19 protein-coding genes are annotated in these 23497 nt (G+C 71.7%); 2 read left to right on the top strand and 17 right to left on the bottom strand.

Going from position 1 to position 23497, the window contains the following annotated elements; translation table 11 throughout:
- Positions 1 to 6: 6 nt before the first annotated feature.
- Together QRN49_RS09605 and QRN49_RS09600 are read left to right on the top strand one after the other, a co-directional pair.
- Positions 7 to 1704 (top strand): beta-N-acetylhexosaminidase, encoded by a 1698-nt coding sequence (locus QRN49_RS09605; RefSeq protein WP_284755371.1) that lies wholly within the window; start codon positions 7 to 9, stop codon positions 1702 to 1704.
- A 61-nt stretch (positions 1705 to 1765) separates the two neighbouring features.
- Positions 1766 to 2800, top strand: a complete 1035-nt coding sequence (locus QRN49_RS09600; protein WP_110864239.1) for a UDP-N-acetylglucosamine 4,6-dehydratase family protein — start codon at positions 1766 to 1768, stop codon at positions 2798 to 2800.
- A gap of 96 nt (positions 2801 to 2896) precedes the next feature.
- Here the strand turns inward: QRN49_RS09600 and QRN49_RS09595 are convergent, their stop codons facing one another.
- The 17 genes from QRN49_RS09595 to QRN49_RS09515 all read right to left on the bottom strand — a co-directional run bounded on the left by QRN49_RS09595 (position 2897) and on the right by QRN49_RS09515 (position 23390).
- On the bottom strand, positions 2897 to 4984 hold the full coding sequence (locus tag QRN49_RS09595) for a PTS fructose transporter subunit IIABC (RefSeq protein ID WP_284755370.1): 2088 nt from the start codon (positions 4982 to 4984) through the stop codon (positions 2897 to 2899).
- Positions 4985 to 5063: 79 nt separating this feature from the next.
- On the bottom strand, positions 5064 to 6059 hold the full coding sequence (locus QRN49_RS09590; protein WP_111022750.1) for a 1-phosphofructokinase family hexose kinase: 996 nt from the start codon (positions 6057 to 6059) through the stop codon (positions 5064 to 5066).
- Positions 6056 to 6844, bottom strand: coding sequence for a DeoR/GlpR family DNA-binding transcription regulator (locus QRN49_RS09585; protein ID WP_284755368.1), 789 nt, complete (start codon positions 6842 to 6844; stop codon positions 6056 to 6058). Before QRN49_RS09585 ends, QRN49_RS09590 begins: the two co-directional genes overlap by 4 nt.
- A 112-nt stretch (positions 6845 to 6956) precedes the next feature.
- Entirely contained in the window at positions 6957 to 7844 is an 888-nt protein-coding gene (locus QRN49_RS09580; protein ID WP_241660478.1) for a carbohydrate ABC transporter permease, read from the bottom strand.
- Positions 7841 to 8704 carry a carbohydrate ABC transporter permease gene (locus QRN49_RS09575; RefSeq protein WP_284755364.1) on the bottom strand — a complete coding sequence of 288 codons (864 nt, stop codon included), beginning with the start codon at positions 8702 to 8704 and terminating at the stop codon, positions 7841 to 7843. The genes QRN49_RS09580 and QRN49_RS09575 overlap by 4 nt, the downstream gene beginning before the upstream one ends.
- Positions 8705 to 8869: 165 nt before the next feature.
- Complete coding sequence (locus QRN49_RS09570) at positions 8870 to 10195, bottom strand: sugar ABC transporter substrate-binding protein (protein WP_284755362.1); 1326 nt, start codon at positions 10193 to 10195, stop codon at positions 8870 to 8872.
- Between the two features lie 287 nt (positions 10196 to 10482).
- A complete protein-coding gene (locus QRN49_RS09565; protein WP_284755360.1) occupies positions 10483 to 11670 on the bottom strand; it encodes an ABC transporter permease in 1188 nt (395 codons plus the stop codon).
- Positions 11667 to 12341 carry an ABC transporter ATP-binding protein gene (locus tag QRN49_RS09560; protein WP_284755358.1) on the bottom strand — a complete coding sequence of 225 codons (675 nt, stop codon included), beginning with the start codon at positions 12339 to 12341 and terminating at the stop codon, positions 11667 to 11669. The genes QRN49_RS09565 and QRN49_RS09560 overlap by 4 nt, the downstream gene beginning before the upstream one ends.
- Positions 12338 to 13450 carry a peptidoglycan-binding protein gene (locus QRN49_RS09555; protein WP_284755356.1) on the bottom strand — a complete coding sequence of 371 codons (1113 nt, stop codon included), beginning with the start codon at positions 13448 to 13450 and terminating at the stop codon, positions 12338 to 12340. Before QRN49_RS09555 ends, QRN49_RS09560 begins: the two co-directional genes overlap by 4 nt.
- Positions 13447 to 13965 (bottom strand): hypothetical protein, encoded by a 519-nt coding sequence (locus tag QRN49_RS09550; RefSeq protein ID WP_284755353.1) that lies wholly within the window; start codon positions 13963 to 13965, stop codon positions 13447 to 13449. The genes QRN49_RS09555 and QRN49_RS09550 overlap by 4 nt, the downstream gene beginning before the upstream one ends.
- Positions 13962 to 15170: a sensor histidine kinase gene (locus QRN49_RS09545; protein WP_282820103.1), complete on the bottom strand. Its 1209-nt coding sequence runs from the start codon at positions 15168 to 15170 to the stop codon at positions 13962 to 13964. Before QRN49_RS09545 ends, QRN49_RS09550 begins: the two co-directional genes overlap by 4 nt.
- A complete protein-coding gene (locus QRN49_RS09540) occupies positions 15167 to 15820 on the bottom strand; it encodes a response regulator transcription factor (RefSeq protein ID WP_111022742.1) in 654 nt (217 codons plus the stop codon). The genes QRN49_RS09545 and QRN49_RS09540 overlap by 4 nt, the downstream gene beginning before the upstream one ends.
- Before the next feature lie 45 nt (positions 15821 to 15865).
- Positions 15866 to 16420 (bottom strand): DUF2231 domain-containing protein, encoded by a 555-nt coding sequence (locus tag QRN49_RS09535; protein ID WP_071404319.1) that lies wholly within the window; start codon positions 16418 to 16420, stop codon positions 15866 to 15868.
- A 74-nt stretch (positions 16421 to 16494) separates the two neighbouring features.
- The gene (locus QRN49_RS09530) at positions 16495 to 18663 is read right to left on the bottom strand and encodes an ATP-dependent Clp protease ATP-binding subunit (RefSeq protein WP_084740532.1); all 2169 of its coding nucleotides are present in this window, start codon (positions 18661 to 18663) and stop codon (positions 16495 to 16497) included.
- Between the two features lie 53 nt (positions 18664 to 18716).
- Positions 18717 to 20135, bottom strand: coding sequence for an MFS transporter (locus tag QRN49_RS09525; RefSeq protein ID WP_284755351.1), 1419 nt, complete (start codon positions 20133 to 20135; stop codon positions 18717 to 18719).
- Positions 20136 to 20239: 104 nt separating this feature from the next.
- On the bottom strand, positions 20240 to 20524 hold the full coding sequence (tatA, locus tag QRN49_RS09520) for a twin-arginine translocase TatA/TatE family subunit (RefSeq protein ID WP_209049720.1): 285 nt from the start codon (positions 20522 to 20524) through the stop codon (positions 20240 to 20242).
- A gap of 151 nt (positions 20525 to 20675) precedes the next feature.
- Positions 20676 to 23390, bottom strand: coding sequence for a glycoside hydrolase family 2 protein (locus QRN49_RS09515; protein ID WP_284755348.1), 2715 nt, complete (start codon positions 23388 to 23390; stop codon positions 20676 to 20678).
- Positions 23391 to 23497: the final 107 nt, after the last annotated feature.

Here is a 23497-nt window from a genome sequence, read left to right as displayed (position 1 = left end):
TCCGACATGCTCGTCCCACGACCGCGCCGCACCGCTCCCGGTGTCGGGGCCTTCGAGATCACCCCGTCGACCCGGATCGCCGCCGACCCGGCGAGCGAGTCCGTCCGACTGTACCTGCAGCAGACCCTGCGGGGATCGACCGGACTGCCGGTGCGGGACGCCCTCGACGACACGGCACCGGGGCCCGGCACGATCGCGCTGCGCGTCGCCGACGACCCGTCCCTGCCCGCTGGCCCGACGACGCCGGAGGGCGACCGGGCGGAGTCGTTCCGCCTCACGGTGACGCCGGACGGCGTCGACGTCGTCGGCGGCTCGCCCGCCGGGGTCTTCTACGGTGTGCAGGCCCTGCTGCAGCTGCTGCCCCCGGACGTGTACCGCCGCGGCCGGGTCGCGACCGGTCCGTGGTCCGTCCCCGCCGTGGTCGTCGAGGACGCCCCCGCCTTCGCCTGGCGCGGCGTGATGCTCGACGTCGCCCGGCACTTCCGGACGAAGCACGAGGTCATGCGGGTGGTCGACCAGCTCGCCGCGCACCGGATCAACCGCCTGCACTTCCACCTCACCGAGGACCAGGGGTGGCGCATCGAGATCCGGAAGTACCCGCGCCTGACCGAGGTCGGGTCCTGGCGTCGGGAGTCCCAGGTCGGCGCGCACGTCGCCGGGCCGGACGGCACACTCGTCGTCGCCGGGTTCGACGGCCGCCCGCACGGCGGGTACTACACGCAGGACGACGTCCGCGAGATCGTGGCGTACGCGGCCGACCGGTTCGTCACCGTCGTCCCCGAGATCGAGACCCCCGGGCACGTCCGTGCGGCGCTGGCGGCGTACCCGTCGCTCGGCGTCACGGGCGAACCGGTCGAGGTGTGGACGGAGTGGGGCATCGCCGACGACGTCCTGAACGCCGAGGACGCCACGATCGACTTCTTCAAGGACGTCCTCGACGAGGTCATCGCACTCTTCCCCTCCGGCTACATCGGCATCGGCGGCGACGAGTGCCCGAAGGTGCAGTGGGAGACCGACCCCCGCACCCAGGAGCGCATCCGCGAGCTCGGGCTGCAGGACGAGGAACAACTGCAGGCCTGGATCATCGGACAGCTCGCCGCACACGTCGAGTCGCACGGCCGGCGGGCGTTCGGCTGGGACGAGATCCTCGAGGGCGGCACGCTCGACCCCTCCGCCACCGTGGTCTCGTGGCGCGGGCTGACCGGCGCACGGACCGCCGCCCGCCGCGGGCACGACGTCATCTCGTCGCCGGACGACCAGGTGTACCTCGACTACCGCCAGAGCGACCTGCCGACCGAGCCGATCCCGGTGTCGATCGTGCTCACCGTCGACGACGTCTTCGCCTTCGACCCGGTGCCGTCGGGGCTCACCGACGCCGAGCGCGCCCACGTCATCGGCGGCCAGGGCAACATGTGGACGGAGCACGTCGACACCGCCCGTCGGCTCGACTACCAGCTCTTCCCCCGCGTCGCCGCCCTCGCCGAGGCACTGTGGTCGGCCGACGTCACCGGGCTGCGCGACCTCACCGAGTTCCGCGGACGCCTGGCCGAGCACACCGCCCGCCTCGAGGCCATGGGCATCGAGTACCGGCACGAGGCCGGGCCGTTCCCGTGGGAGCAGCGACCGGGCGTCCCGGGGCGCCCGCACTCGCGTGAGGAGCGTGCGGCGTACATCGACGCGGTGACGGCGAACATCGCCGACTGACCTGTTGACATTTCACATGTGAGAGGTTCACACTGGGGAGGACTTCACGGAGGAGACCCCCATGCCACAGCGCAGCATCCCCGGCCTCGACGGGCTCGACATCGACGCACTGATCGGGGATCGACAGCCCGAGGCCGAGCTCGAGATCACCGTCGACTTCGTCCGGGGGCGGTCGGTGCTGATCACGGGCGCCGGCGGCTCGATCGGTAGTGAACTCTGCCGACAGCTCGTCCGGTTCGAGCCGGCGGAGATCATCATGCTCGACCGCGACGAGACCGCCCTGCAGCAGGTGCAGGTCTCCGTGGACGGTCACGGGCTGCTCGACACGAAGAACGTCGTCCTCGCCGACATCCGCGACGCCGACGCCATCCGCGACATCATGCTGACCCGCCGGCCCGACGTCGTCTTCCACGCCGCGGCGCTGAAGCACCTGCCGATGCTCGAGCAGTACCCGGACGAAGGCTGGAAGACGAACGTCCTCGGCACCCTGAACGTCCTCCGCGCCGCTGCCGCCGCGGGCGTGGGGACGCTCGTGAACATCTCGACCGACAAGGCCGCGAACCCGACGAGCGTGCTCGGATCGACCAAGCGCATCGCGGAGCGGTTGACCGCCTGGACCGCCGCCGACACGGGCCACGACTACGTGTCGGTCCGGTTCGGCAACGTCCTCGGCAGCCGCGGCTCGATGCTCCCGCTCTTCGCGGAGCTCATCCGTGCCGGACGGCCCCTCACCGTCACCCACCCCGACGCCACCCGCTACTTCATGTCCATCCCCGAGGCGTGCCACCTCGTGATCCAGTCGGCAGCGATCGCCCACCCCGGCGAGGTCCTCGTGCTCGACATGGGGGCACCGGTCCGGATCCTCGACATCGCACGGCGCATGCTCCAGGCCACCGGCAGCCCCTCCGACATCGTGTTCACGGGCCTGCGGGCGGGCGAGAAGCTCCACGAGGACCTCATCGGACGCGGCGAGACCGAACGCCGCCCGGTACACCCCAAGATCACCCACACCTCGGTCGCGCCGATCGCTCCGTGCGACGTCGACGAGTGCGTCCCCGGTCAGGTCGACCCGTCCGCGCTCGCGATGGCCGCCTGACCGGCGCACGTGGGGCCTGCAACGCGACCGGACGACGGACGGGAGGCCCGGTGCCAGCTGGCACCGGGCCTCCCGTCGTTCTCGGGGTCGCGTCGACTACGCGGCGACCGGTGCGCGCTGGCCCACCGTCTCGCCGGCCACGGCAGCCTCGCTGCCCGCTGCGGCCTCGTCGACAGGGCGACGACGGACCCACTTCTTCAGGGCGACGAGCACCAGCGCGGACACCACGGTCCCCGCCAGGATCGCGACGACGAACATCAGGACGTCGCCGATCGCGAAGAAGACGAAGATCCCGCCGTGCGGCGCTCGCGAGGTCACGCCGGCAGCCATCGAGATCGCACCCGTGATCGCGGCACCGACCATCGACGCCGGGATGACGCGCAGCGGGTCGGCTGCGGCGAACGGGATCGCACCCTCGGAGATGAAGGACGCACCGAGGAGCCACGCGGCCTTGCCGTTCTCGCGCTCCGGCTTCGTGAAGCCCTTGCGGTAGAGCACGGTCGAGGCGAGCGCGAGTGCGAGCGGCGGCACCATGCCGGCCGCCATGACGGCGGCCATGATCTCGAACGGCACCACGTTCGTGGCGGTCCCGGCACCGAGCCCGGCGACGGCGAACGCGTACGCCACCTTGTTCACCGGACCACCGAGGTCGAACGCCATCATCAGGCCGAGGATGATCCCGAGCAGGACGGCCGAGGCACCCGACAGGGAGTTCAGCCAGGCGGTGAGCTCGGTCATGACCCAGGCGATCGGACCGCCGAGCACCAGCAGCATGAGGCCCGAGGCGATGATCGACGCGAACAGCGGGATGATCACGACCGGCATCAGGCCACGCAGCCAGCGCCAGGTCGGGATGCGCCCGATCCAGTACGCGGCGGCACCGGCGATGAGTCCACCGACCAGACCGCCGAGGAACCCGGCGTTCATGAACACGGCGATCGACCCGGCCACGAATCCGGGGGCGATGCCCGGACGGTCGGCGATGGCGTAGGCGATGTACCCGGCGAGTGCTGCGACCAGGAACCCGAGCGACACCTGTCCGATCTGGAACGCGGCGGCGCCGAGGTAGTACCCGAGGCCCTCCGGCGGCAGGTTCAGCAGCGTCGAGTTCGTCAGCGTGTATGCGGCGTTGCTCATGCCCGAGTCACCGTGGGTCAGCGCGATGCCGTACCCGGAGAGCAGGAAGCCGAGCGCGATGAGCAGCCCGCCGCCGGCCACGAACGGGATCATGTAGCTGACGCCGGTGAGGAGCCAGCGCTTGAGCGACTGGCCGAAGTGCTCGTTCTTGGCGGTGGGCTCGCCCTCGACGGCGGCACCACCCTGCACGCGTGCGGCGTGCGGGTCCTCCGAGGCGCGGATGGCCTCGGCGATCATCTTGTCGGGCTCGTCGACACCGCGCTTGACGGGTCCGGACACGAGCGGCTTGCCGGCGAACCGACCGCGGTCGCGGACGTCGACGTCGACCGCGAACACGACGGCGTCGGCACGGGCGATCAGGGCCGGGTCGAGGGGTTCGACCTGCGAGGACCCCTGCGTCTCGATGTGCATCTCGGCACCGGCACGCTGGGCTGCGGCGACGAGGGCGTCCGCCGCCATGTAGGTGTGCGCGATGCCGGTCGGGCAGGCAGTGACGCCGACGAAGACCTTGCGGCCCGCCTCCGGCGCGGTGGCCGGTTCGGAGGCACCACTCGCCTTCCCGACGCCGGCCTCGGCCACTTCGCCGCTCACCTCGTTGTCGACCAACCGGACGATCTCGTCGGGGGTGGTCGCGGCACGGAGCGCGGCGGTGAAGTCCTCGCGGATGAGCGCGCGGGCCAGGGTCGAGAGGACCGTCAGGTGGTCCTTGTCCGCCCCCTCGGGCACGGCGATCATGAAGACGATGTCGGCGTCGCCGTCCGGGGCGCCGAACGGTACCTTCCGGGCCAGGCGCGAGAACGCCAGCGTCGGCTCGGACACCGACGCCGACCGGGCGTGCGGGATGGCGATGCCACCGGGGACGCCCGTTCCGACACTCGCCTCGCGCTTGATGGCGTCGTCGGCGAGCGTGGCACCGTCGGCGGCGCGGCCGGTCGCGGCGACGCGGTCGGCGAGCACCCGGATGACGTCGGTCGACGTGGCACCGAGGTCCTCGTCGAGGCCGACGAGCTGTGCGCTGATGAGGCGCGGACTCGAGTCTGCGGACATGTGCTTGCTCCTTCGCAATGGCGCTGATCGCGCGGTGGTGCAGGTGTTCGTGGGGTGGTCGGGCGGGGTGGAGAGGGGATCAGGCGGGTTCGGGGGCCGGGTGCGTGTCGAGCACCCGGACGGAGACCGCCGTCGGGTCGGTGTGGTCGAGTGCCGGCACGTCGCTGCCGGGCAGGGCTGCGGCCGCGGCACCGGTGGCCACGGCCTGTGCGAGACGTTGCTCGGGTGAGGCTCCGGCGACCTCGGCGAGCAGGTACCCGGCGAGGGAGGAGTCCCCCGCGCCGACGGTCGACCGGGCGACGATCTTCGGTGCAGCGGCGGCGAACGCGCCCTCGTCGGAGACCAGCACGGCGCCGGCGCTGCCCAGGGTGAGCAGGACCGTGCCGACGTTCTTCCGCCGCAGCCGCTGGGCTCCTGCCACCGCGGCGTCGAGGTCACGCTCGTACTCCTCGGGGTCGCCGCCGACGACCTCGGCGAGTTCCTCGGCGTTCGGCTTCACCAGGTCGATCCGTTCGCCCGACTGCAGCAGCGCCGTGAACGGCACCCCGGACGAGTCGACGGCGATCCGGACGTCGGCACCGTGGCGGGCACGGACGGCCCGGACGAGCACGGCGAGCGCGTCGTCGGGCAGACCGGGCGGCAGCGACCCGGCGACCACGACCCAGCGGGCGGCTGGGCCGGTGGCCGTTGCAGCGGCGGTGTCGGCCACCAGCGCGGCGAGGTCGTCCAGGCGACCGGCGAGCGAGGGGCCGGGTTCGTTGAGCTTCGTCGTGGTGCCGGTCGGCTCGGTCACGGTGACGTTCGAGCGGAGGGGCGCACCGATCGGCAGCGCGGCCGTCGGGATGCCGCGTGTGGCCAGGCCGAGCAGGACCGGGTCGAGCTCGTCGCCGGGCAGGACGGCGACGGTGTCCCCGCCGCTCGCGACGACCACGCGGGAGACGTTGACGCCCTTGCCGCCGGGTTCCGCGGTGGAGCGGGTCGCACGCTGGACCGCGCCCCGCTGCAGTTCGCCGGCGAGCTCGATCGTGCGGTCGAGCGACGGGTTCGGGGTGACCGTGACGATGCGGGCGTTCATGCGACGACCACCTCGACGTCGGCGTCGGCGAGCGCGCCGGCGAGGTCGGCCGGGGGCTGCTCGTCCGTGACGAGCGTGTCGATCTCGTCCAGGCGCGCGAACCGCATCAGGGCCTCCACGCCGTGCTTGGCGGCGTCGGCGAGCACCACGGCCCGTCGGGCGGCGAGCACGTAGGCGCCCTTCACGGCGGCCTCGTACTCGTCCGGGGTGCTCAGCCCGAAGCCGGCGGACAGGCCGTTCGTGCCGATGAACGCCACGTCGGGCCGGAGGGCACCGATCTGCTCGACGGTGGCCGTGCCGACCGCCGCGCTCGTCACGCCACGGACGCGCCCGCCGAGCAGGTGCAGTTCGAGGTGCTCGCTGTGCTGCAGGGTCGCGGCGATCGGCACCGAGTTCGTGATGACGGTGATGGTCGAGCCGGCGACCTCGGGCTCCCAGCGGGCGAGCTCGGAGGCGACGGCGGCGCATGTGGTGCCGGCGTCGAGGGCGATCGAGCCGGTGAAGGTCGGCGGTACCAGGCGCATCGCGGCTCGGGCGATGGCGGACTTCGCGGTGCCGTGCTGCCCCTCGCGCTCGGCGACGCTGAGTTCGACGACGCTCGAGCTGCCGACGGGGACCGCTCCCCCGTGCACCCGGCGCAGGACCCCGGCGGACTCGAGGGCGTCGAGGTCACGGCGAACGGTCTCGGTGGTGACGTCGAAGTGCTCGGCCAGACCCGCGACCGACACGCGACCGACGGACTGCAGCTCGGCGGCGATGGCGGTGTGCCGCTCGGTTGCGTACATGCCCGAACTCCTTCGTTCCGTTGGGTTTCGAGCACTGTACGTCTGAAACCCACAAGAACGCAACCGTTCCGTCACGCAACCAACACGTCCACAGGTGCTGGTCGTCCGAGCGCTACCCCTTCACGGCACCCGCTGTCATGCCACTGACCAGCCGGCGCTGCACGATGAGGAAGAACACCACGACCGGGATCGAGAACAGCACGCTCGCCGCCATCAGCCCACCGAAGTCCGTGCCCTTGTTCGTCGAGAACCCGGCGAGCCAGACCGGCAGCGTGTACATCCCCTGGTCCTTGAGCATCACGTACGCGATCAGGTAGTCGTTCCACGCCGCGATGAACGCGAACACGCTCGTGGCGATGACCCCGGGCATGACGAGCGGGAACAGCACGCTCCACAGGATCCGGAACGTGCCGGCGCCGTCCACCTTCGCCGCCTCTTCGATCTCGACGGGGACGGCCACGAAGAAGCCGCGCATCACCCAGATCGAGAACGGCAGCACGCTCGCCACGTACGCCAGGATCAGCCCGACGTAGCTGTTCAGGAGCCCGAGGGTCTGGAACGACAGGAACAGCGGGATGAGCAGTGCGCCCGAGGGGATCATCTGCACGAACAGGATCGCGACCAGGATCGCCCGCCGTCCGCGGAACCGGAACCGCGACAGTGCCGCCGACGCCAGGAACCCGACGACGATCGACAGCAGCACGGCCGCCACCACGACGATGGTGGAGTTCCGCAGGTAGACCAGGAAGCCCTCCTGCGTGAGCGCCCGCGTGAAGTTGTCGAGCGTCGGGTGCAGCGGCGCCCAGATCGGGGTCATCGTGGTGACCTCGTCCGCGGGCTTGAAGGCGGTGTTCACCATCCAGTAGATCGGGAACACCCAGACCAGGCAGAACACCACGGCGATGGTGTTCGCGACGATGCGCGGCTTGCGTTTGCGCACCCGCACGGGGCCCGGAGCGGATGCGCTGCCCGCACGGGGCGCCGTTCTCGAGACGGTCACAGGTCCTCCTCACCGCTGCGGACGAGCCGGCGGATGTAGTAGCTGGTGAGCACCCCGAGGATCAGGGTCGAGATCACGGCGATCGCCGCGCCCTGCCCGTAGGCGTTGGACACGAACGACTGCACGAAGGTCCAGATGCCGAGGGTCAGCGTGGCCTCCTCCGGTCCGCCGCGGGTGAGCAGCCAGATCTGGTTGAAGACGTTGAAGTCCCAGATCACCGACAGGATCGACACGAGCAGCAGCGTCGGTGCGAGGGCCGGCAGCGTGATCGCGCGGTACATCGTCCAGACCGAGGCCCCGTCGAGCGCCCCGGCCTCGTAGTACTCCGGCGCGATCTGGGACTGCGCGGCGTACAGCGTCAGCGCCACGAACGGCACGGCCTGCCAGATGACGAGCGTCAGCACGATCGTGTACGCCTGCCCCGGGTGCGAGGCCCAGTTGTCCTGCGTGTGGTCCCCGAACACCCGCAGCTGCGTGATGAGCCAGTTGAGCACGCCGTAGAACGGCTGGAAGAGCCACTGCCAGACCAGGCTCGAGGCCACGTTCGGCATCGCCCAGGCCAGCACGAGCACGACGCTGACGACCGTGCGCATCGCGACCCCGAGACGGGTGAGCAGCTGCGCCACCCCCATGCCGATGACGATCGTGCCGAGCACCATCGCACCCGTCACGAGCACGGTGCGCAGGATGACCGGCCAGAACGACGCGTCGGTCAGGACGTCCGTGTAGTTCGTCAGCCCGGTGAACCCGGCCTGCCCGGTGAAGATCGCCCGCAGCCCGTAGTCCTGGAACGAGATGACGACGAGCCGGACGAGCGGGTAGACGACGAGGGCCAGGAGCAGCAGTGCCGCCGGGGCCAACAGGACGAGCGGCGCCCGCGACCCGACCGGCGACCGACGGCCCGTGCCCCGCCCGCCTCGACGGGACCCCCGCGACGGACCCTGAACCGGTCCGCCCGCCCGCCCGCCGGTGACCGGCGCGGACTGCTCCGCGTCGGTCACCGGCTCCGCAGTGGACGTCATCGCCTACGGCTGCGCGTTCAGCGCGGTCGTGAGGTGCTTCGAGAAGCCCTCGGCGGCCTGCTCCGGCGACTTCCGACCGGTGGCGACGTCGGCGAACATCGACTGGAACGAGGCGTCGCCCTCGATGGTGGCCCAGCCCGGGGTGGCCGGGGTCGGTCGGCTCGTACCGGCCGCCTCGAAGTACGGCTTGTGCAGCTCGTCGACGTCGCCGGCGACCGCGTCGAGCATCTCGGTGGAGTTCGGCTCCCAGCCGTCGACCCCGAACACCTGGTCCTGCTGGAACTCCTTCGAGGTCAGGATCTTCAGGTAGTACAGCGCGAGCTCCTGGTTCTTCGCCTTGGCCGGGATCCCCAGGTCGGAGCCGCCGAGGAACACCGGCTGCGTCTTCCCCGCCGTGGACGACGGCATCGGGAACGTGCCGATGCGGTCGGCGAGCTCCGGCTTCGCCGTGGTGATCGAGCCGATCTCCCAGGCGGACCCGAGGAACGCCGAGGTGTTGCCCTGTGCGAAGACGTCGCTCTGCGAGGGCTTGTCGGTGTTGATGTCCTGGGTGGACTTCGCCGAGTACGCGTTCTGGAAGTCCTTCCAGGCGGTCAGCCCCTTCACCGCGTCCGCGGAGTCGAGCGTGCCGGTCCACTTGCCACCCTTGTCCGTGGCGATCTCGCCGCCGGCGTCCCAGACCCACTGCAGCCCGCCGTACCAGTACTGCCCGGGCATGTAGAAGGCGGAGAAGTCACTGGCCGGGTTGGCGGCCTTGACCTTGTCGAGGTCAGCGGTGAGCTCGTCGTAGGTGGTCGGCACGTCGGTCACACCGGCGTCCTTCCAGACCTGCTTGTCGTAGACCACGGCCCGGTTGCCGGCGAACAGCGGCGCCCCGTAGAGCTTGCCGTCGACGGTGGCGGGTCCCTCGAGCCCGGTGAGCCAGGTCTGGCCGTCCTTGAGCTCGTCGCGGTACGGCGTCAGGTCGGTCAACCCGCCGGCTGCCGCGTAGACCGGCACCTGCGTGTTGCCGAGGTCGACGACGTCGGGGGCGTCGCTCTGCGCGAGCGCCGTGGTGAGCTTGGTGGTGATCCCGTCCCACTGCTGGGTCTGGATCTTCACCTTCGCCCCGGTGTCGGCGGTGAACTGCTTGCCGGCGGCGTCGAGCACCTTGTCGCTCAGGTCGCCGTTCATCATCCAGACGGTGATGGTCTTGCCCGTGCCATCGGGTGTGCCGATGGACTTCGTGCCGCCGTCGGAAGCGGCGTTGCTCCCGGCGGAGCACCCGGTGAGGGCGAGCGCGCCTGCGAGGGCGAGCGCACCGAGTGCGGCGAAACGCGTTCGTGTCACGATGACTCCCTTGGTCCGACCTTTATGAAAGGACGTTGCGTATTCGCAATAGAAGACCCTGCACGGCCCCTTGTCAACCGTTGGATCGGTCCCTGTGACCGCTTTCGATCCGCGTGTTTCCGGGGCATCACGGATGTCGAACAGATCGACGCAGATGCTTGACCAGGTGGTCATGACCAGGCATGATCTGCGACTCGCGTCCGGCGCCTGGGAGGGACCGCCTGGAGGCCCGGTGCCGGTCCGCCGGACCGGCACCGGGCCTCCCGTGCACGCGTCCACCGCACGCGTCAGACGGCCGCCAGGGCGGACGTCGGCGGGATCCGCGCCGCGCGTGCCGCCGGGTAGAGCCCGGAGACCCCGCCGATCACGACCGTGGCACCGAGTCCCCCGACGACGGCCCACACCGGCAGAGCCACTGGCCACCCCTGCGTGACGGCGAACACCACCGTCACCGCGACGCCGAGCACGACACCGGCCAAGCCGCCCAGGAACGACAGCAGCAGCGACTCGACCAGGAACTGGTCGCGGATGTTCCGACGACGGGCGCCCAGTGCACGACGGACACCGACCTCGGCGCGGCGTTCCAGGATGGTGATCACCATCGTGTTCGCCACCCCGATGCCCCCGACGAGCAGGGCCACCCCGCCGATGCCGACCAGCAGCCCGGTGAAGGAGTCGTCCGTGGCGTCCTTCGCGGCCAATGCGTCCGACGGCCGGGTCACGCCGACGTCCTGCGGTGCCCCGGGTCGGACCGCACCGGCGAGCAGGTCCCTCGACCGTTCGACGTGCGCCGGGTCGACACGCGTGTAGACCGCGGTCGGGGCCCCGTCGAAGCCCAGCTGCCCGGCGAACCCGCGGGGCACGAACACCCGCGAGTCGAGGTCCTCGGCGAGCGCGACGGGGTCGAGCACCCCGACCACCTGCACCCACCGCCCGCCGATCCAGACCCGGCTGTCCGGACGCAGGTCCTCCATGCCGAGGATCGCGGCCGCCCGTGCCCCCAGGACGACCTGCGGCGGCGCCCCGGCGGCATCGTCGATCCACCGCCCGGCTGCGAGCTGCCCGCCGAGGACCCGTGGGACGTCGCCCCACGCGGCGACCACGCCGAGGCCCTTCGTCTCGGGAGCCGGGACGTGGTCGTTCCGGTACACACCGGTGTCCGGCACGGTACCGACCGCCGCGGCCGACTCGACGTCGTCCTGCCGCAGCACCGACTCGAGTGCGGTGGACGGCAGCGGGACCGGTTCGCCGAGGCCCTGCGCCTGGGTGAGGGTGAGCACGTTCGTGCCGAGCGTGTCGAGCACCTGGTCGATCTTCGCCTTGCTCGACGACGAGATCCCGACGACCGCGAGCATCGCCGCGATGCCGATCGCGATGCCCAGCGCGGACAGCACGACGCGACCCGGACGGGTCCGCAGCCCGAAGACGCCGAGGCGGAGCAGGTCGACCGCGCCCACGGACCGACGCCGGCTCATCGGGCGGCCTCGGGCTCGATCACGCCGTCGCGCATCCGGACCTGCCGGGGCAGCGACGCCGCCAGGCCGAGGTCGTGCGTGATGACCACGACCGTCGTGCCCGCCGCGTTGAGCTCGCGCAGGAGTTCGACGACCGCGGAACCGGACGCCGTGTCGAGTGCACCCGTCGGTTCGTCGGCGAGCAGGATCGTCGGGTCGCCCACGACGGCCCGAGCGATGGCGACGCGTTGGCGTTCCCCGCCGGAGAGCTGGTGCGGTCGGTGGTCCACCCGGTGCGCCAGGCCCACGCGCCCCAGGGCCTCGACCGCCAGACGGTGCCGCTCGCGCCGGGGCACGCCCTGGTAGAGCAGGCCGTCGGCGACGTTCTCGGTGGCGGTCGCGCCGGCCTGCAGGTGGAAGTGCTGGAAGACGAACCCGATGTGGTCGGCTCGGAGTCCGGACAGGGCGTCGTCGGACATCGTCGCGACGTCGTTGCCGGCGATCGTCACCGTGCCGGACGTCGGACGGTCGAGGGTCCCGACGACGTTGAGCATCGTCGACTTGCCCGACCCCGACGGACCGACGACCGCGACGAGTTCACCGGCGGTGACCTCGAGCGACACCCCGCGCAGGGCTCCGACGTCGCCGTAGGTCTTCGTGACGTCCCGGAGCGACAGCACGGCGGCGCTCATCCGGGCACCACCACGCGGTCGCCGACGGCCAGGTCACCCGTGACCGCGATCCGCCCGTCCGCGCTGAAGCCGGGCTCGACCCGGACCCGCTCCGTCCTGCCGTCCCGCTGCACGACGTCGACGGCGTACCGGCCACCGGCACCCGCGACGAGTGCGGCGACCGGCACGGACAGGACGTCGTGCTCGGTGGTGCCCTCCGCGTCCACCTGCGCGGACGCTGCCGCCGGCAGCGTGCGCTTCCCCGGGTCGAACGACACCGAGACGTCGACGGCCGTGCCGCCGTCCTCGCTCGTCGTCGGCTGCACGCCGACGACCGAGCCCGGCATCGCCGCCCCGGCACCGTTCACCCGGACCTCGACGTCGGAGCCGACCGCGAGCCGCTCCGCATCGCGCTGGGGAACGGTCGCCGTGACGACGCGCCGGGTGCTCGTGACCTGCAGCACATCGGACGCCGCACCCGCGCCGGCACCAGCGCCACCGACACCCGCTCCCGCTCCGCCGGCGATCCGTTCGCCGAGCCGACCGTCGACCGAGGCGACCCGGACCGCGCCGTCCACGAACGCGACGTCGTCCGCCGTCAGCACCCCCGTCACCTCGTGTCCGCGGTCCTGCTGCCACTGCCGGACGGCTCGCTCGGTCCGTGGACCGAACCGGTCGTCGACCGACACGTCGTACCCGAGCGCGGCCAGGTTCTCGTTGAGCTGCCGCACGTCGGCGCCCTGCAGTCCACGCTCCAGGTCGCGCCAGAGCGGCACGGTGCCGTACATCGACCGGACGTCCCGCTCGTCGACGGCGTACAGGGCCCCGTCGCGTTCGACGACGTCGCCGGCGCGGGGCAGCCAGGTGATCGTGCCGGCGGCGGCACCGGGGACCCCCGTCGCCGCGCCGTACCCGAGCGTCCCGGCGAACACCTTCGAGTCGGTCAGGTCGCCGCGCGTGACCGTGGCGGTGGCTCCGCTCGACGCGGTCCCGCCCCGCGACCCGCTGCTGGCCGAGGCTCCCGGACCACTCGGCACCGTGGCGAGGGCCCACGTCCCGGCCCCCGCGGCCACCGCCGCGACGAGGCACACCGACACGATCACCCGGCGACGGACGCGACGGTGGGTCACGACCCGGCTCCGCCCTGGACGGCCTCGAAGGCCGCGTCGGTGCAGGTGTGGGCGGCCTCGTCGAACGCCTCTTGGTCGTCGGGCTGGAACCGGTTCTGCGCCTCCTGGTCGTCCGGGAAGTCCGGGAACCCCTGCTCCCGCAGGCACTCCGCCGTCTTCCTCGCGATCTCCTCGCTGCCCGGCATCGGTTGCGCGGCCTGCGCGTCGCCGGCCGCTGCGGAGTCGTCGAGGCAGCCCGTGAGGTCCTCCTGGTACTGCTCGGGATCGACGCCGTCGGGTGCGCTGAGCTGCATCGCCCCACCGCCGGTGCCCGGGTCGGGCATGTCGTAGCCCCGGTCCCGCATGCACTCGGCGAGGGCGACGCCGGGTGCCGCACCGCCGGACGCCGCAGTCCCGCCGGCGTCCGGTGACGCGTCCGAGCAGCCGCCCAGGAGCAGGGGCAGCAGCACGACGGCCGCGGCCGCGCTCATCAGGGACCGGGTGCGCCGGGTGGTCGTCTTCGTGGTGTGGTTCATGCCTCCAGCACACCGGAACAGCTGTTTCGCCCCGCGTGCACGTCGGGTTGCACCGACGAAACACGGACCCGGACGAGCAGCCCGCCCGTCGGCCGTGCGGTGATCGACAGCTCCCACCCGTGCGCGTGCACGATGGCGGCCACGATCGACAGGCCCAGTCCGCTGTGCTGCCCGCGTGCGTCGTCCGTCCCGCCGCGGCGGAACGGTTCGACGAGCAACTCCGCCTCGTCCGCCGCGACCACCGGCCCACCGTTCTCGACGACGAACCCGTCCGGCTCCGTGGTCACCAGGACGGTGCCGCCGGGTTCGTTGTACTCGACGGCGTTGCCGACCAGGTTGCCGAGCAGCTGCCGCAGCAGCGTCGGCTCCCCCGGGACGACCAGGCCGGGAGGCCCGGTGCAGCACTCGTGGGTCAGCGTCACCCCCGCCTCGGCCGCGTCCCGGGCCGCCCCTGCGACGACCTCGGCGGTCACCTCGTCGAGGTCGACCGCGCGCGTCGCGCCCGCCAGGCCACGATCGGCTTCGGCGAGCACGAGCAACGACTCGACCAACCGCTCGGTCCGGCGGTTCTGCTCGAGCAGCTCGGCCCGGACCGCTCGGACGTCTCCGGGGTCGGCGTCGTCGTGCAGACCGATCTGCACCGCCGCGCGCTGCACCGCCAGGGGCGTCCGGAGTTCGTGGGACGCCTGGGCGACGAACCGGCGCTGGCTCTCGAACGCGGTCTCCAGGCGGGCCAGCAGGTCGTCGACGGTGCGCGAGAGCCGCCGGAGCTCGTCGTCGGGACCGTCCAGCGCGATGCGCTCGTGCAGGTTCGACGCCGAGATGCGGTTCGTGGTCGCGGTGATCCGGTCGATGGGTCGGAGGACCCGGCGGCTGACGAGCCAACCGATGCCCCCGGCCGCGAGCCCGGCGCCCGCGATGCCGATCGCGGACCACTGCCACTGCTGCACGGCCACGAGCCGGATCACCGCCACCGCACCGTCGTCGTCGGTTCCGTCGACCTCGATCGGGGCCGGATCGGTCCTGGCGCTCTGCGACCCGGACGGCGGGCGCTGCACGGCCGCGGTGTCGAGGCCGGCACCGACACCGGCCAGCGACATGGTGTTCGTGAAGACGACGACCCCGGTCGCCAGCGCCATGGCCGCGAGCGCGAACGTCAGGGCAGTCCGGGTCCGGATGCTCCAGCCCCGGGCCCACCGGCTCACAGCGCGTAGCCCTGGCCGGGCACCGTGCGGATCGGGTCGGGGTCCCCGAGCTTCCGGCGGAGCTTCGACATCGTCACCCGGACCGCGGCGGTGAACGGGTCGGTGTTCACGTCCCAGACCTTCTCGAGCAGGTGCTCGGCGGAGACGATCCTGCCGTCCGCACGGAGCAGGGTCTCGAGCACCCCGAGTTCCTTCGAGGTCAGGTCGAGCGGGCGACCGTCGCGTGTGGCCATCCGCCGGTTCGTGTCGACGACGAACCCCGCACGCTCGAGCACCGGGGCGACGGGTGCGACGCTCCGTCGACCGAGCGCGCGGACCCGGGCGACGAGTTCCGGGTACTCGAACGGCTTGGTCAGGTAGTCGTCGGCACCGAGCTCGAGCCCGTGCACACGGTCGCTCAACGTCGTCGCGGCGGTGAGCAGGAGGATCCGCGTGAGTGCGCCGCGCGCGGTGAGCCGCCGTGCGACCTCGTCGCCGTGCAGACCGGGAACGTCACGGTCGAGCACGACGACGTCGTAGTCGTGCACCGCCAGCAGCTCGTCGGCGTCGTCGCCCCGGTAGGTGACGTCCACCGCCATGTCCTGCCGTGTCAGGCCCGTCGCGATCAAGTCGGCGAGGGCTCGTTCGTCATCCACCACGAGTACGCGCATCGATACATCACATGTGACGTACCTTTGCCTGACCTGGGAAGCGTATCAGGCGTCGAACGGCACCTCGCCGTGGTCACTGACGCCGGCGCGCTGCCGGTAGGACAGGTGTCCGCCGAGGTACCCGCCGACACTGACGACGGCGAGACCCGCGAAGCCGAGCAGCTTGCCGGCGCCGTGGTTGCCGCGCTTCCGCTGCAGCCACGACAGGCCGTACAGCGACAGGCCGGTCCAGTTCACGGCCTGGTGCACCCATCCGGTGCGGAGCTGCTCGCGGTTCAGCTCGGACCAGTCGACGTAGCCGGCGACCGAGGCACTGCTCGCCGACACGACCCCGACGCCGACCAGGGTCTTGGCGGCCTTCGCGTTGCCCTTCCCGCCGACCAGGTCGAGCACCGCGGCGGAGATCCAGGCACCGAGGGGCACCTGCACCATGAGCGGGTGGATCGGGTGGCCGAACGGCACGCCGTGCAGCAGCTGGCGCAGGGCCTTCGGCTTGGCGAGGGCGTTCACGACGGCACGGTCGATGTCGACGGCCTTGTCGAGCACGCTCGCGTGCTCGACGGCGTCGGTGAGGCGACGGATCGCGCGGATCTCAGGCATGCCGTGGACGGTAGACGACCGGCCCGCCACCGGTCCCAGGAACCGGTGACGGGCCTCCCGTCCGTCTTGGTGGACTACTCCTCGACGATCTCGGCCAGCTCGAAGGGCTCGACCGTCAGGCCGTCGCCGTCCGCCGCGACGTCCACCCGGACGGTGTCGCCGTCACGGACGTCACCCGACAGGATCGCGCGGGCCAACCGGTCGTCGATCTGCCGCTGCATCAGGCGGCGGAGCGGCCGCGCACCGTAGAGCGGGTCGTACCCGCGCTCGGCCAGCCAGCCGCGCGCCTCGGGGGTGACGGCGAGCTCGAGCCGGCGGTCGGTCAGCCGACGGGCCAGCCGGTCGACGTAGAGCGACACGATCTGCCCGAGGTCGTCGGCCGTCAGGGCCTGGAACACCACGATGTCGTCGAGACGGTTGATGAACTCCGGCCGGAACGCCTGCTGCACGAGCTCACGGACCGCCTCTTCCCGCTGCGCGTCGCTCAGGGACAGGTCGGTCATGAACTGCGACCCCAGGTTCGACGTGAGCACGAGGATCGTGTTCCGGAAGTCGACCGTGCGCCCCTGGCCGTCGGTCAGTCGCCCGTCGTCGAGCACCTGCAGCAGCACGTCGAACACCTCGGGGTGCGCCTTCTCGATCTCGTCGAGCAGGATCACCGAGTACGGACGGCGGCGGACCGCCTCGGTGAGCTGTCCACCGGCCTCGTACCCGACGTACCCGGGCGGGGCACCGATCAGGCGGGCCACGGAGTGCTTCTCGCCGTACTCGCTCATGTCGATGCGGACGAGGGCCTTCTCGTCGTCGAACAGGAACTCGGCGAGCGCCTTGGCCAGCTCGGTCTTGCCGACGCCCGTCGGTCCGAGGAACAGGAACGAACCGGTCGGGCGGTCGGGGTCGGAGATGCCGGCGCGGGTGCGACGGACCGCCTCGGACACGGTGGTCACGGCGGTGCGCTGCCCGATGATCCGGCGGCCGAGTTCGCTCTCGAGGTGCAGGAGCTTCTCGGTCTCGCCCTGCAGCAGCCGGCCGAGCGGGATGCCCGTCCACTGCGCGATCACGGCGGCGATGTCCTCGTCGGTGACGCTGTCGTTCACCATCCGGTCGGCGCTCTCGGCCTGTTCGGCGGCGGCGAGCTCGGCCTCGATGCGGGGCTTCTCGCCGTACTCCAGGCGGGAGACGAGTTCGTAGTCGGCCTCGCGCTGGGCGCGCTGCGACCGCATGTTCAGGTCGTCGAGCTGCTGCTTGAGTTCACCGATGCGGTTGAGGCTCGCGCGCTCGGCCTGCCAGCGCTGCTCGAGCTCGGCAAGCCGTTCCTCGCGCGTGCGCAGCTCGTTGCGCAGGGTCTCGAGGCGGGCCTTGGAGGCGTCGTCCTTCTCCTGCTTGAGCGCGAACTCCTCGACACGCAGACGGTCGACGTTCCGCTTCAGCTCGTCGATCTCGACCGGGCTGGAGTCGATCTCCATCCGGAGCCGGCTCGCGGCCTCGTCGATCAGGTCGATGGCCTTGTCGGGCAGCTGCCGGCCGGAGATGTACCGGTTCGACAGGCTCGCGGCCGCGACCAGCGCGGAGTCGTTGATCGTCACCTTGTGGTGCGCCTCGTAGCGCTCCTTGAGCCCGCGGAGGATCGCCACGGCGTCCTCGACGCTGGGCTCACCCACGTAGACCTGCTGGAAGCGTCGTTCGAGCGCGGCGTCCTTCTCGATGTACTCGCGGTACTCGTCGAGGGTCGTCGCGCCGATGAGCCGGAGCTCCCCGCGGGCGAGCATCGGCTTGAGCATGTTCGACGCCGCGACGGAGCCCTCGCCGCCCCCAGCACCCATCAGGGTGTGCAGCTCGTCGATGAACGTGATGACCTGCCCGTCGGAGTCGTTGATCTCCTTGAGCACGGCCTTGAGCCGCTCCTCGAACTCGCCGCGGTACTTGGCGCCGGCGATGAGGGCGGAGATGTCGAGCGAGATGAGCCGCTTGTCCTTGAGGGAGTCGGCGACGTCCCCGGCGACGATGCGCTGCGCGAGCCCCTCGACGACGGCGGTCTTGCCGACGCCGGGCTCGCCGATGAGCACGGGGTTGTTCTTGGTGCGGCGCGTCAGCACCTGGGAGACGCGCCGGATCTCGGAGTCGCGGCCGATCACGGGGTCGAGCTTGCCGCTGCGGGCGATCGCCGTGAGGTCGATGCCGTACTGCTCGAGGGCGGTCTTCTGTCGTTCTTGCGAGTCAGGAGCGCCCTGGAGGTTCGCCATGCGTTCCGTCCTTTCGTTGCGGTGGTCCTGGAGTTGAGTCTACTCCACTCAACTTATGTCCGCGCGGGGGTATTCCGGATCCCGACCGCGCAGACGACGGCGCCGGCCAGCAGCAGGAGCGCCATCACCACCATGGCCCGGTGCAGCCCGTCGACGCTCACCTCGCCGCCGAGCACCACGCCGGCCAGTGCCACCGTGACGAGCCCGGCGATCCGCGCGACCGCGTTGTTCACGGCCGAACCGGACCCGGCCTCGGACTGCGGGACTGATCCGAGCACCGCGCTCGTCAGGGGTGTGACCATCAGCGCGATGCCCACGCCGATCAGCACCAGTCCGGGGAACACCGACCACCAGTAGCCGTTCGGGTCGTCGCCGGCGAGCAGCAGCAGGAGTGCCCCGGCCGCGCCGACCGCCGGCCCGGCGGCCATGAACCACCGCGGGCCGTATCGACCGGCGAAGGACCCGACGGCGGTGGACAGCGCGAGCAGCATGATCGTCGGCGGCAGCGTCGCGAGGCCGGCGAGCCAGGCCGGGAACCGCCAGACCTCCTGCAGGAACAGGGTGACGACGAAGAACACCATGCCGAGCGCCCCGTAGATGGACAGCGTCGCGAGGTTGCCGACCGTGAAGTTCCGCGCCCGGAACAGCTCGAGCGGCACGAGCGGCGACCCCGTCGTCCGCGTCACCCGCAGTTCCCACGGCACGAACGCCACGAGTGCGGCGGCACCGAGCACGAGCGCGCCGACCACCACGGGCGCACCCCACCCCAACCGCTCCTGTTCGATGAGGCCGAGCACGACACCACCGACACCCACCACGGCGAGCACGGCCCCGATGACGTCGATGCGCGGGCGGACGGCGGGGTGCACGTCACCGGTGATGCGCAGGACCATCGGGATCGTCACGGCGATCGGCACCGCGGTGAGCACGAAGACCCACCGCCACCCGATGCCGTCCACCACGAGCCCGCCGACCACGGGGCCGAGGATCGTGGCCGCGCTCGACCACGCCGTCCACGTGCCGATGGCCTTCGCCTGCGCCGCTCCGCGGAACGCCGCGACGATGAGGGCGAGCGCGCTCGGCATGACGAGCGCCCCGCCGACGCCCTGCAGTGCCCGGGCGACGATGAGCACCTCGCCGGTCGGGGCGATCGCGCACACCACGGACGCGATGCCGAAGACCACGAGCCCCCACGTGATGATCCGGACGCGGCCGAACAGGTCGGACAGGCTGCCGGCGACCAGGATGAGCGAGCCGAGGGTGACCAGGTACGCGTCGACGACCCACTGCTGCACGACGAGTCCGCCGCCGAGCTCCTGCCGGATCGCGGGGAGTGCGACGTTCACGACGCTCGAGTCGAGCCCGACGACGAACGACGCCAGGATCGCCACCACCAGCACGATCCGCCGGTCGTCCCGGAGCGGCGCGACACCGTGCGGCACGGGGGCCGGAACGGGAACGGGAGCGGTCATGTGCTCATCCTGCGGCACCGGGTACCCCGCGGTCGATCCCGCACGACGAAGCCCCCGCGACCGAAGTGGTCGCGGGGGCTGCCGACAGGACGGGGCTGGGTGTCCTAACGCCGGGAGTCGGTGTTCGGCTGCGCGGTCGGCCCCGGGTTCAGGACCGGACCGGCGGCGGGCTCGGCGGGGACGTTCTGGACGGTGTTGTTCTGCACCGTGCCGTCCGGAGCCGTGCCGTTGGCCTGGGCCTTCTTCTCGTCGTCGGACATCTCCTTCTTGAAGATGTTGATCGACTGGCCGAGGCCCTTGGCGAGCGCCGGGAGCTTGGTCGCGCCGAACAGCAGGATGACGATCCCGAGGATGATCAGCAGGTGAAGGCCGGTCAGGTTACCAATCATCATGACTCCTTGATCTGGAACTGGTCGCCGTCCGCTGATCGTCGTCGATCACCGCGGCGGAAGTCCGTGTCCCCCCATGGTAACTCCCCCGCCCCCGGATGCCCAGGCCGGTCCCCGGAACGGACACCGTTCGCCCAGGGAAGCGCTCCGGTCACCGCAGGACGCCGTCGACGCTCCACAGCACCGGCGCCTCACGGAGCGCCGGGATGTCGGCCTCGGTCACACCGCCGAGCCGGAACACCACCCGCTCGCCGGGCAGCAGCGTCATGAACCCGCGGTCGACCGTTCCACCGGCCGCGACCCGGTCGGGCTGCACCAGCAGGTCGCGGACGAGCGAGTCGGCCTCGACGGTCAGGTCCAGACCACCGTCGACCACCGCGAACGAGGTCCGGTAGCGCGCGGGCTCCCACCGCATCTCGGCGTCGGGACCGGGAGTCCAGACCGCGCGGCGCCAGTCCATGTCCGCGATGACGAGCTCGTTGGCCGGGTCGTCGACGACACCGACCGACTCGGGCAGGGCGACGACCGCGACGCCGGCGGACGACAGCCGGACCGGCAGCGACGCTTCGGCCAGGATCGTGCCGGCCGTGGTGATCCGGCGCACCCGCACCACGCTGTCGTGCCCGGTGCGGGTCGACCGGACGGCCACCTCGACGGGCGAGGACCCGAACGCACCGGGCGAGACGCCCAGCGAGAGCGTGTCCGCGAGCTCGCCCAGGTCAGCCGTCTCGCCGACCGCAGGCGACGCACCCGGGTGATCCGGGCCTCCAGTCCGCTCCGCGCCCGACGCGGCGACCGCACCCGACGCACCAGCGGTACCGGCCGCACCAGCGGTACTGGCCGCACCCGGCGTCACCGCCACCGACGACACCGGACGGATCGTCAGCAGCACGTCGTCGTAGAGCCGGCGCAGCTCGTGCGCCAGCGGCTTCAGCCGCCCCGCCGAGTCGATCGCCGACCACGACGACACCGGCCACAGGTCGTTCAGCTGCCACACCACGACACCGGTGTTGCGCGGCCAGTGGGTGCGCCAGTGCTCGATGCCGGTCGCGATCGCCCGCGCCTGCTGGAGCTGCGTCAGGTAGTGCCACGCGTCGAACGCGGCCGGGTCGACCGCGCCGAAGCGCGGCTCCAGCCCGCGGGCCAGCTTGGCCATCCCGTCCGCCGCCTTCTGGTGGTGGACCACACCGGGCGAGTCGACCCGGAGCGGCGCGTCCGTGACCGCGTCACGCAGCGTGCGCCAGGCGGGCGGCGCCTGCCAGCCGAACTCCGACACGAACCGCGGCACCGACTCGCGGTAGGCGGTGTCGGGCAGCCGGTTCCAGACGTCCCACGAGTGGTGCGTCTCGTGGTCGACCTCGTTCGCGGGCAGCGACTCGGAGCCGGACCACGGCGACGCGACCGTGTAGAAGCGCGACGGGTCGACCGCGTCGACGATGGTCGGCAGCAGGTCGAGGTAGTAGTCGAGTCCCCAACCCCGATCGCCCAGCTCCTCGCCCCAGCCGTCGGCGTCGTGCAGCCAGATGTTCTCGTTGTTGCCGTTCCAGACCACCAGCGAGGGGTGGCGGGCCAGCCGGGCGACGTTGTCCCGCGCCTCGGCGATGACCTCGCTGCGGATCGGCTCGACCTCCGGGTAGGCCGAGCACGCGAACGGGAAGTCCTGCCAGACGAGCAGCCCGAGTTCGTCGCAGACCTCGTAGAAGTCGCGCGATTCGTACACGCCGCCGCCCCAGATGCGCACGAGGTTCGTGCCGAGCGAGGCCGCGGCACCCAGCCGGGACTCGAGTCGGGCGCGGTCGACGCGCGAGACGATGACGTCGTCGGGGATCCAGTTGACGCCCCGGACGTCGATGAGCGTGCCGTTGACGTGCACGGCGAAGGGGCGGCCGATGCCGTCGACCTGGGTCTCGATGCGGGTCGACCGGAACCCGGTGCGGAACGTGTCGCGGTCGAGCACCTCGCCGTCGACCGTCTGCAGCTCGACCACGACGTCGTACTGCGGCTGCGCGCCGTAGCCGCGCGGCCACCAGCGCCGCGCCTCGGGGACGCGCACGGTCACGACGGTCTCGTCATCCTTCGGGGTCAGCTGCGCGCGGGACCGCTGGCGCGTGGTGCCGCCGTCCTCGGTCTCGCCGCTGACGGTGACGACGAGCACGAGGTCGTCGTCCTCACCGTCCTGGTCCAGGTCGTTCATGCCCGAGCGCTCGACGGTGATGTGCGCGTCGAGCACCCCCTCGCCGGCTTCGACGTCGACGAGCGGACGGACCTCGCGCAGGCGCGCGGTCGACCACCGCTCGATCGCGACCGGCCGCCAGGGGCCGCTCGTGACCGCCGTCAGGCCCCAGTCCCAGCCGAAGTTCGACGCCATCTTGCGCACGTACGGGAACGGCTCGTCGTACGGACCGGGCATGCTGCCGGCCTTCGCAGCGACCCGACCGGCCTCGCGGTAGGGCGACTCGAACAGGATCTCGAGGTCCTTCGTGGTGCCGCCGGATCCCGTCTGCACGCGGGCGTCGAACCGGTACCGGCGGTGCATGTTGCGGGTCGTGCCCACGACGACGCCGTCCAGGCTGAGCTCCGCGACCGTGTCCAGGCCGTCGCAGACCAGGTCGACGCGCTCGTGGCCCCGCGGGTCGACGTCGACCGTGCGGCGGTAGGCCCAGTCGGCGCGACCGACCCACTTGGCGGGCTGCTCGTTCAGGTGGAACGTCGGGTCCGGCAGCAGGCCCTCCCGTTCCAGGTCGGTGTGCACCTGGCCCGGCACCGTCGCCGGGATGGTGCGGCCCGCGACGCCGTCCGGCGCGCCGGTTCCCCCGGCCAGGGTCACTGTCCAGTCGTCGCGGAGTTCCTCGCGTTCGAGGGTCATGCGGGTCCTTCTCTTCGGCGGCAGGGTGTCCGTCAGCCTCGGTCGGGGACGCCGACCGGCGGTCCGACCCACGGCCGGTTCCCACGGCCTGGAGGCTCGGCACCGGT

This window comes from Curtobacterium sp. ME-Dv--P-122a (genome assembly GCF_030209645.1).
Taxonomy (GTDB): domain Bacteria; phylum Actinomycetota; class Actinomycetes; order Actinomycetales; family Microbacteriaceae; genus Curtobacterium; species Curtobacterium flaccumfaciens.
The sequence above is the reverse complement of the archived record's forward strand: the minus strand, read 5'-3'. Positions and strand labels throughout refer to the sequence as shown.

Coding starts and splice junctions, on each gene's coding strand:
- QRN49_RS09600 (WP_110864239.1), top strand. CDS start 1,766: ATGCCACAGCGCAGCATCCCCGGCCTCGACGGGCTCGACATCGACGCA.
- QRN49_RS09550 (WP_284755353.1), bottom strand. CDS start 13,965: ATGAACCACACCACGAAGACGACCACCCGGCGCACCCGGTCCCTGATG.
- QRN49_RS09540 (WP_111022742.1), bottom strand. CDS start 15,820: ATGCGCGTACTCGTGGTGGATGACGAACGAGCCCTCGCCGACTTGATC.
- QRN49_RS09590 (WP_111022750.1), bottom strand. CDS start 6,059: ATGAACGCCCGCATCGTCACGGTCACCCCGAACCCGTCGCTCGACCGC.
- QRN49_RS09515 (WP_284755348.1), bottom strand. CDS start 23,390: ATGACCCTCGAACGCGAGGAACTCCGCGACGACTGGACAGTGACCCTG.
- QRN49_RS09565 (WP_284755360.1), bottom strand. CDS start 11,670: ATGAGCCGGCGTCGGTCCGTGGGCGCGGTCGACCTGCTCCGCCTCGGC.
- QRN49_RS09605 (WP_284755371.1), top strand. CDS start 7: ATGCTCGTCCCACGACCGCGCCGCACCGCTCCCGGTGTCGGGGCCTTC.
- QRN49_RS09585 (WP_284755368.1), bottom strand. CDS start 6,844: ATGTACGCAACCGAGCGGCACACCGCCATCGCCGCCGAGCTGCAGTCC.
- QRN49_RS09560 (WP_284755358.1), bottom strand. CDS start 12,341: ATGAGCGCCGCCGTGCTGTCGCTCCGGGACGTCACGAAGACCTACGGC.
- QRN49_RS09535 (WP_071404319.1), bottom strand. CDS start 16,420: ATGCCTGAGATCCGCGCGATCCGTCGCCTCACCGACGCCGTCGAGCAC.
- QRN49_RS09595 (WP_284755370.1), bottom strand. CDS start 4,984: ATGTCCGCAGACTCGAGTCCGCGCCTCATCAGCGCACAGCTCGTCGGC.
- tatA (WP_209049720.1), bottom strand. CDS start 20,524: ATGATTGGTAACCTGACCGGCCTTCACCTGCTGATCATCCTCGGGATC.
- QRN49_RS09530 (WP_084740532.1), bottom strand. CDS start 18,663: ATGGCGAACCTCCAGGGCGCTCCTGACTCGCAAGAACGACAGAAGACC.
- QRN49_RS09525 (WP_284755351.1), bottom strand. CDS start 20,135: ATGACCGCTCCCGTTCCCGTTCCGGCCCCCGTGCCGCACGGTGTCGCG.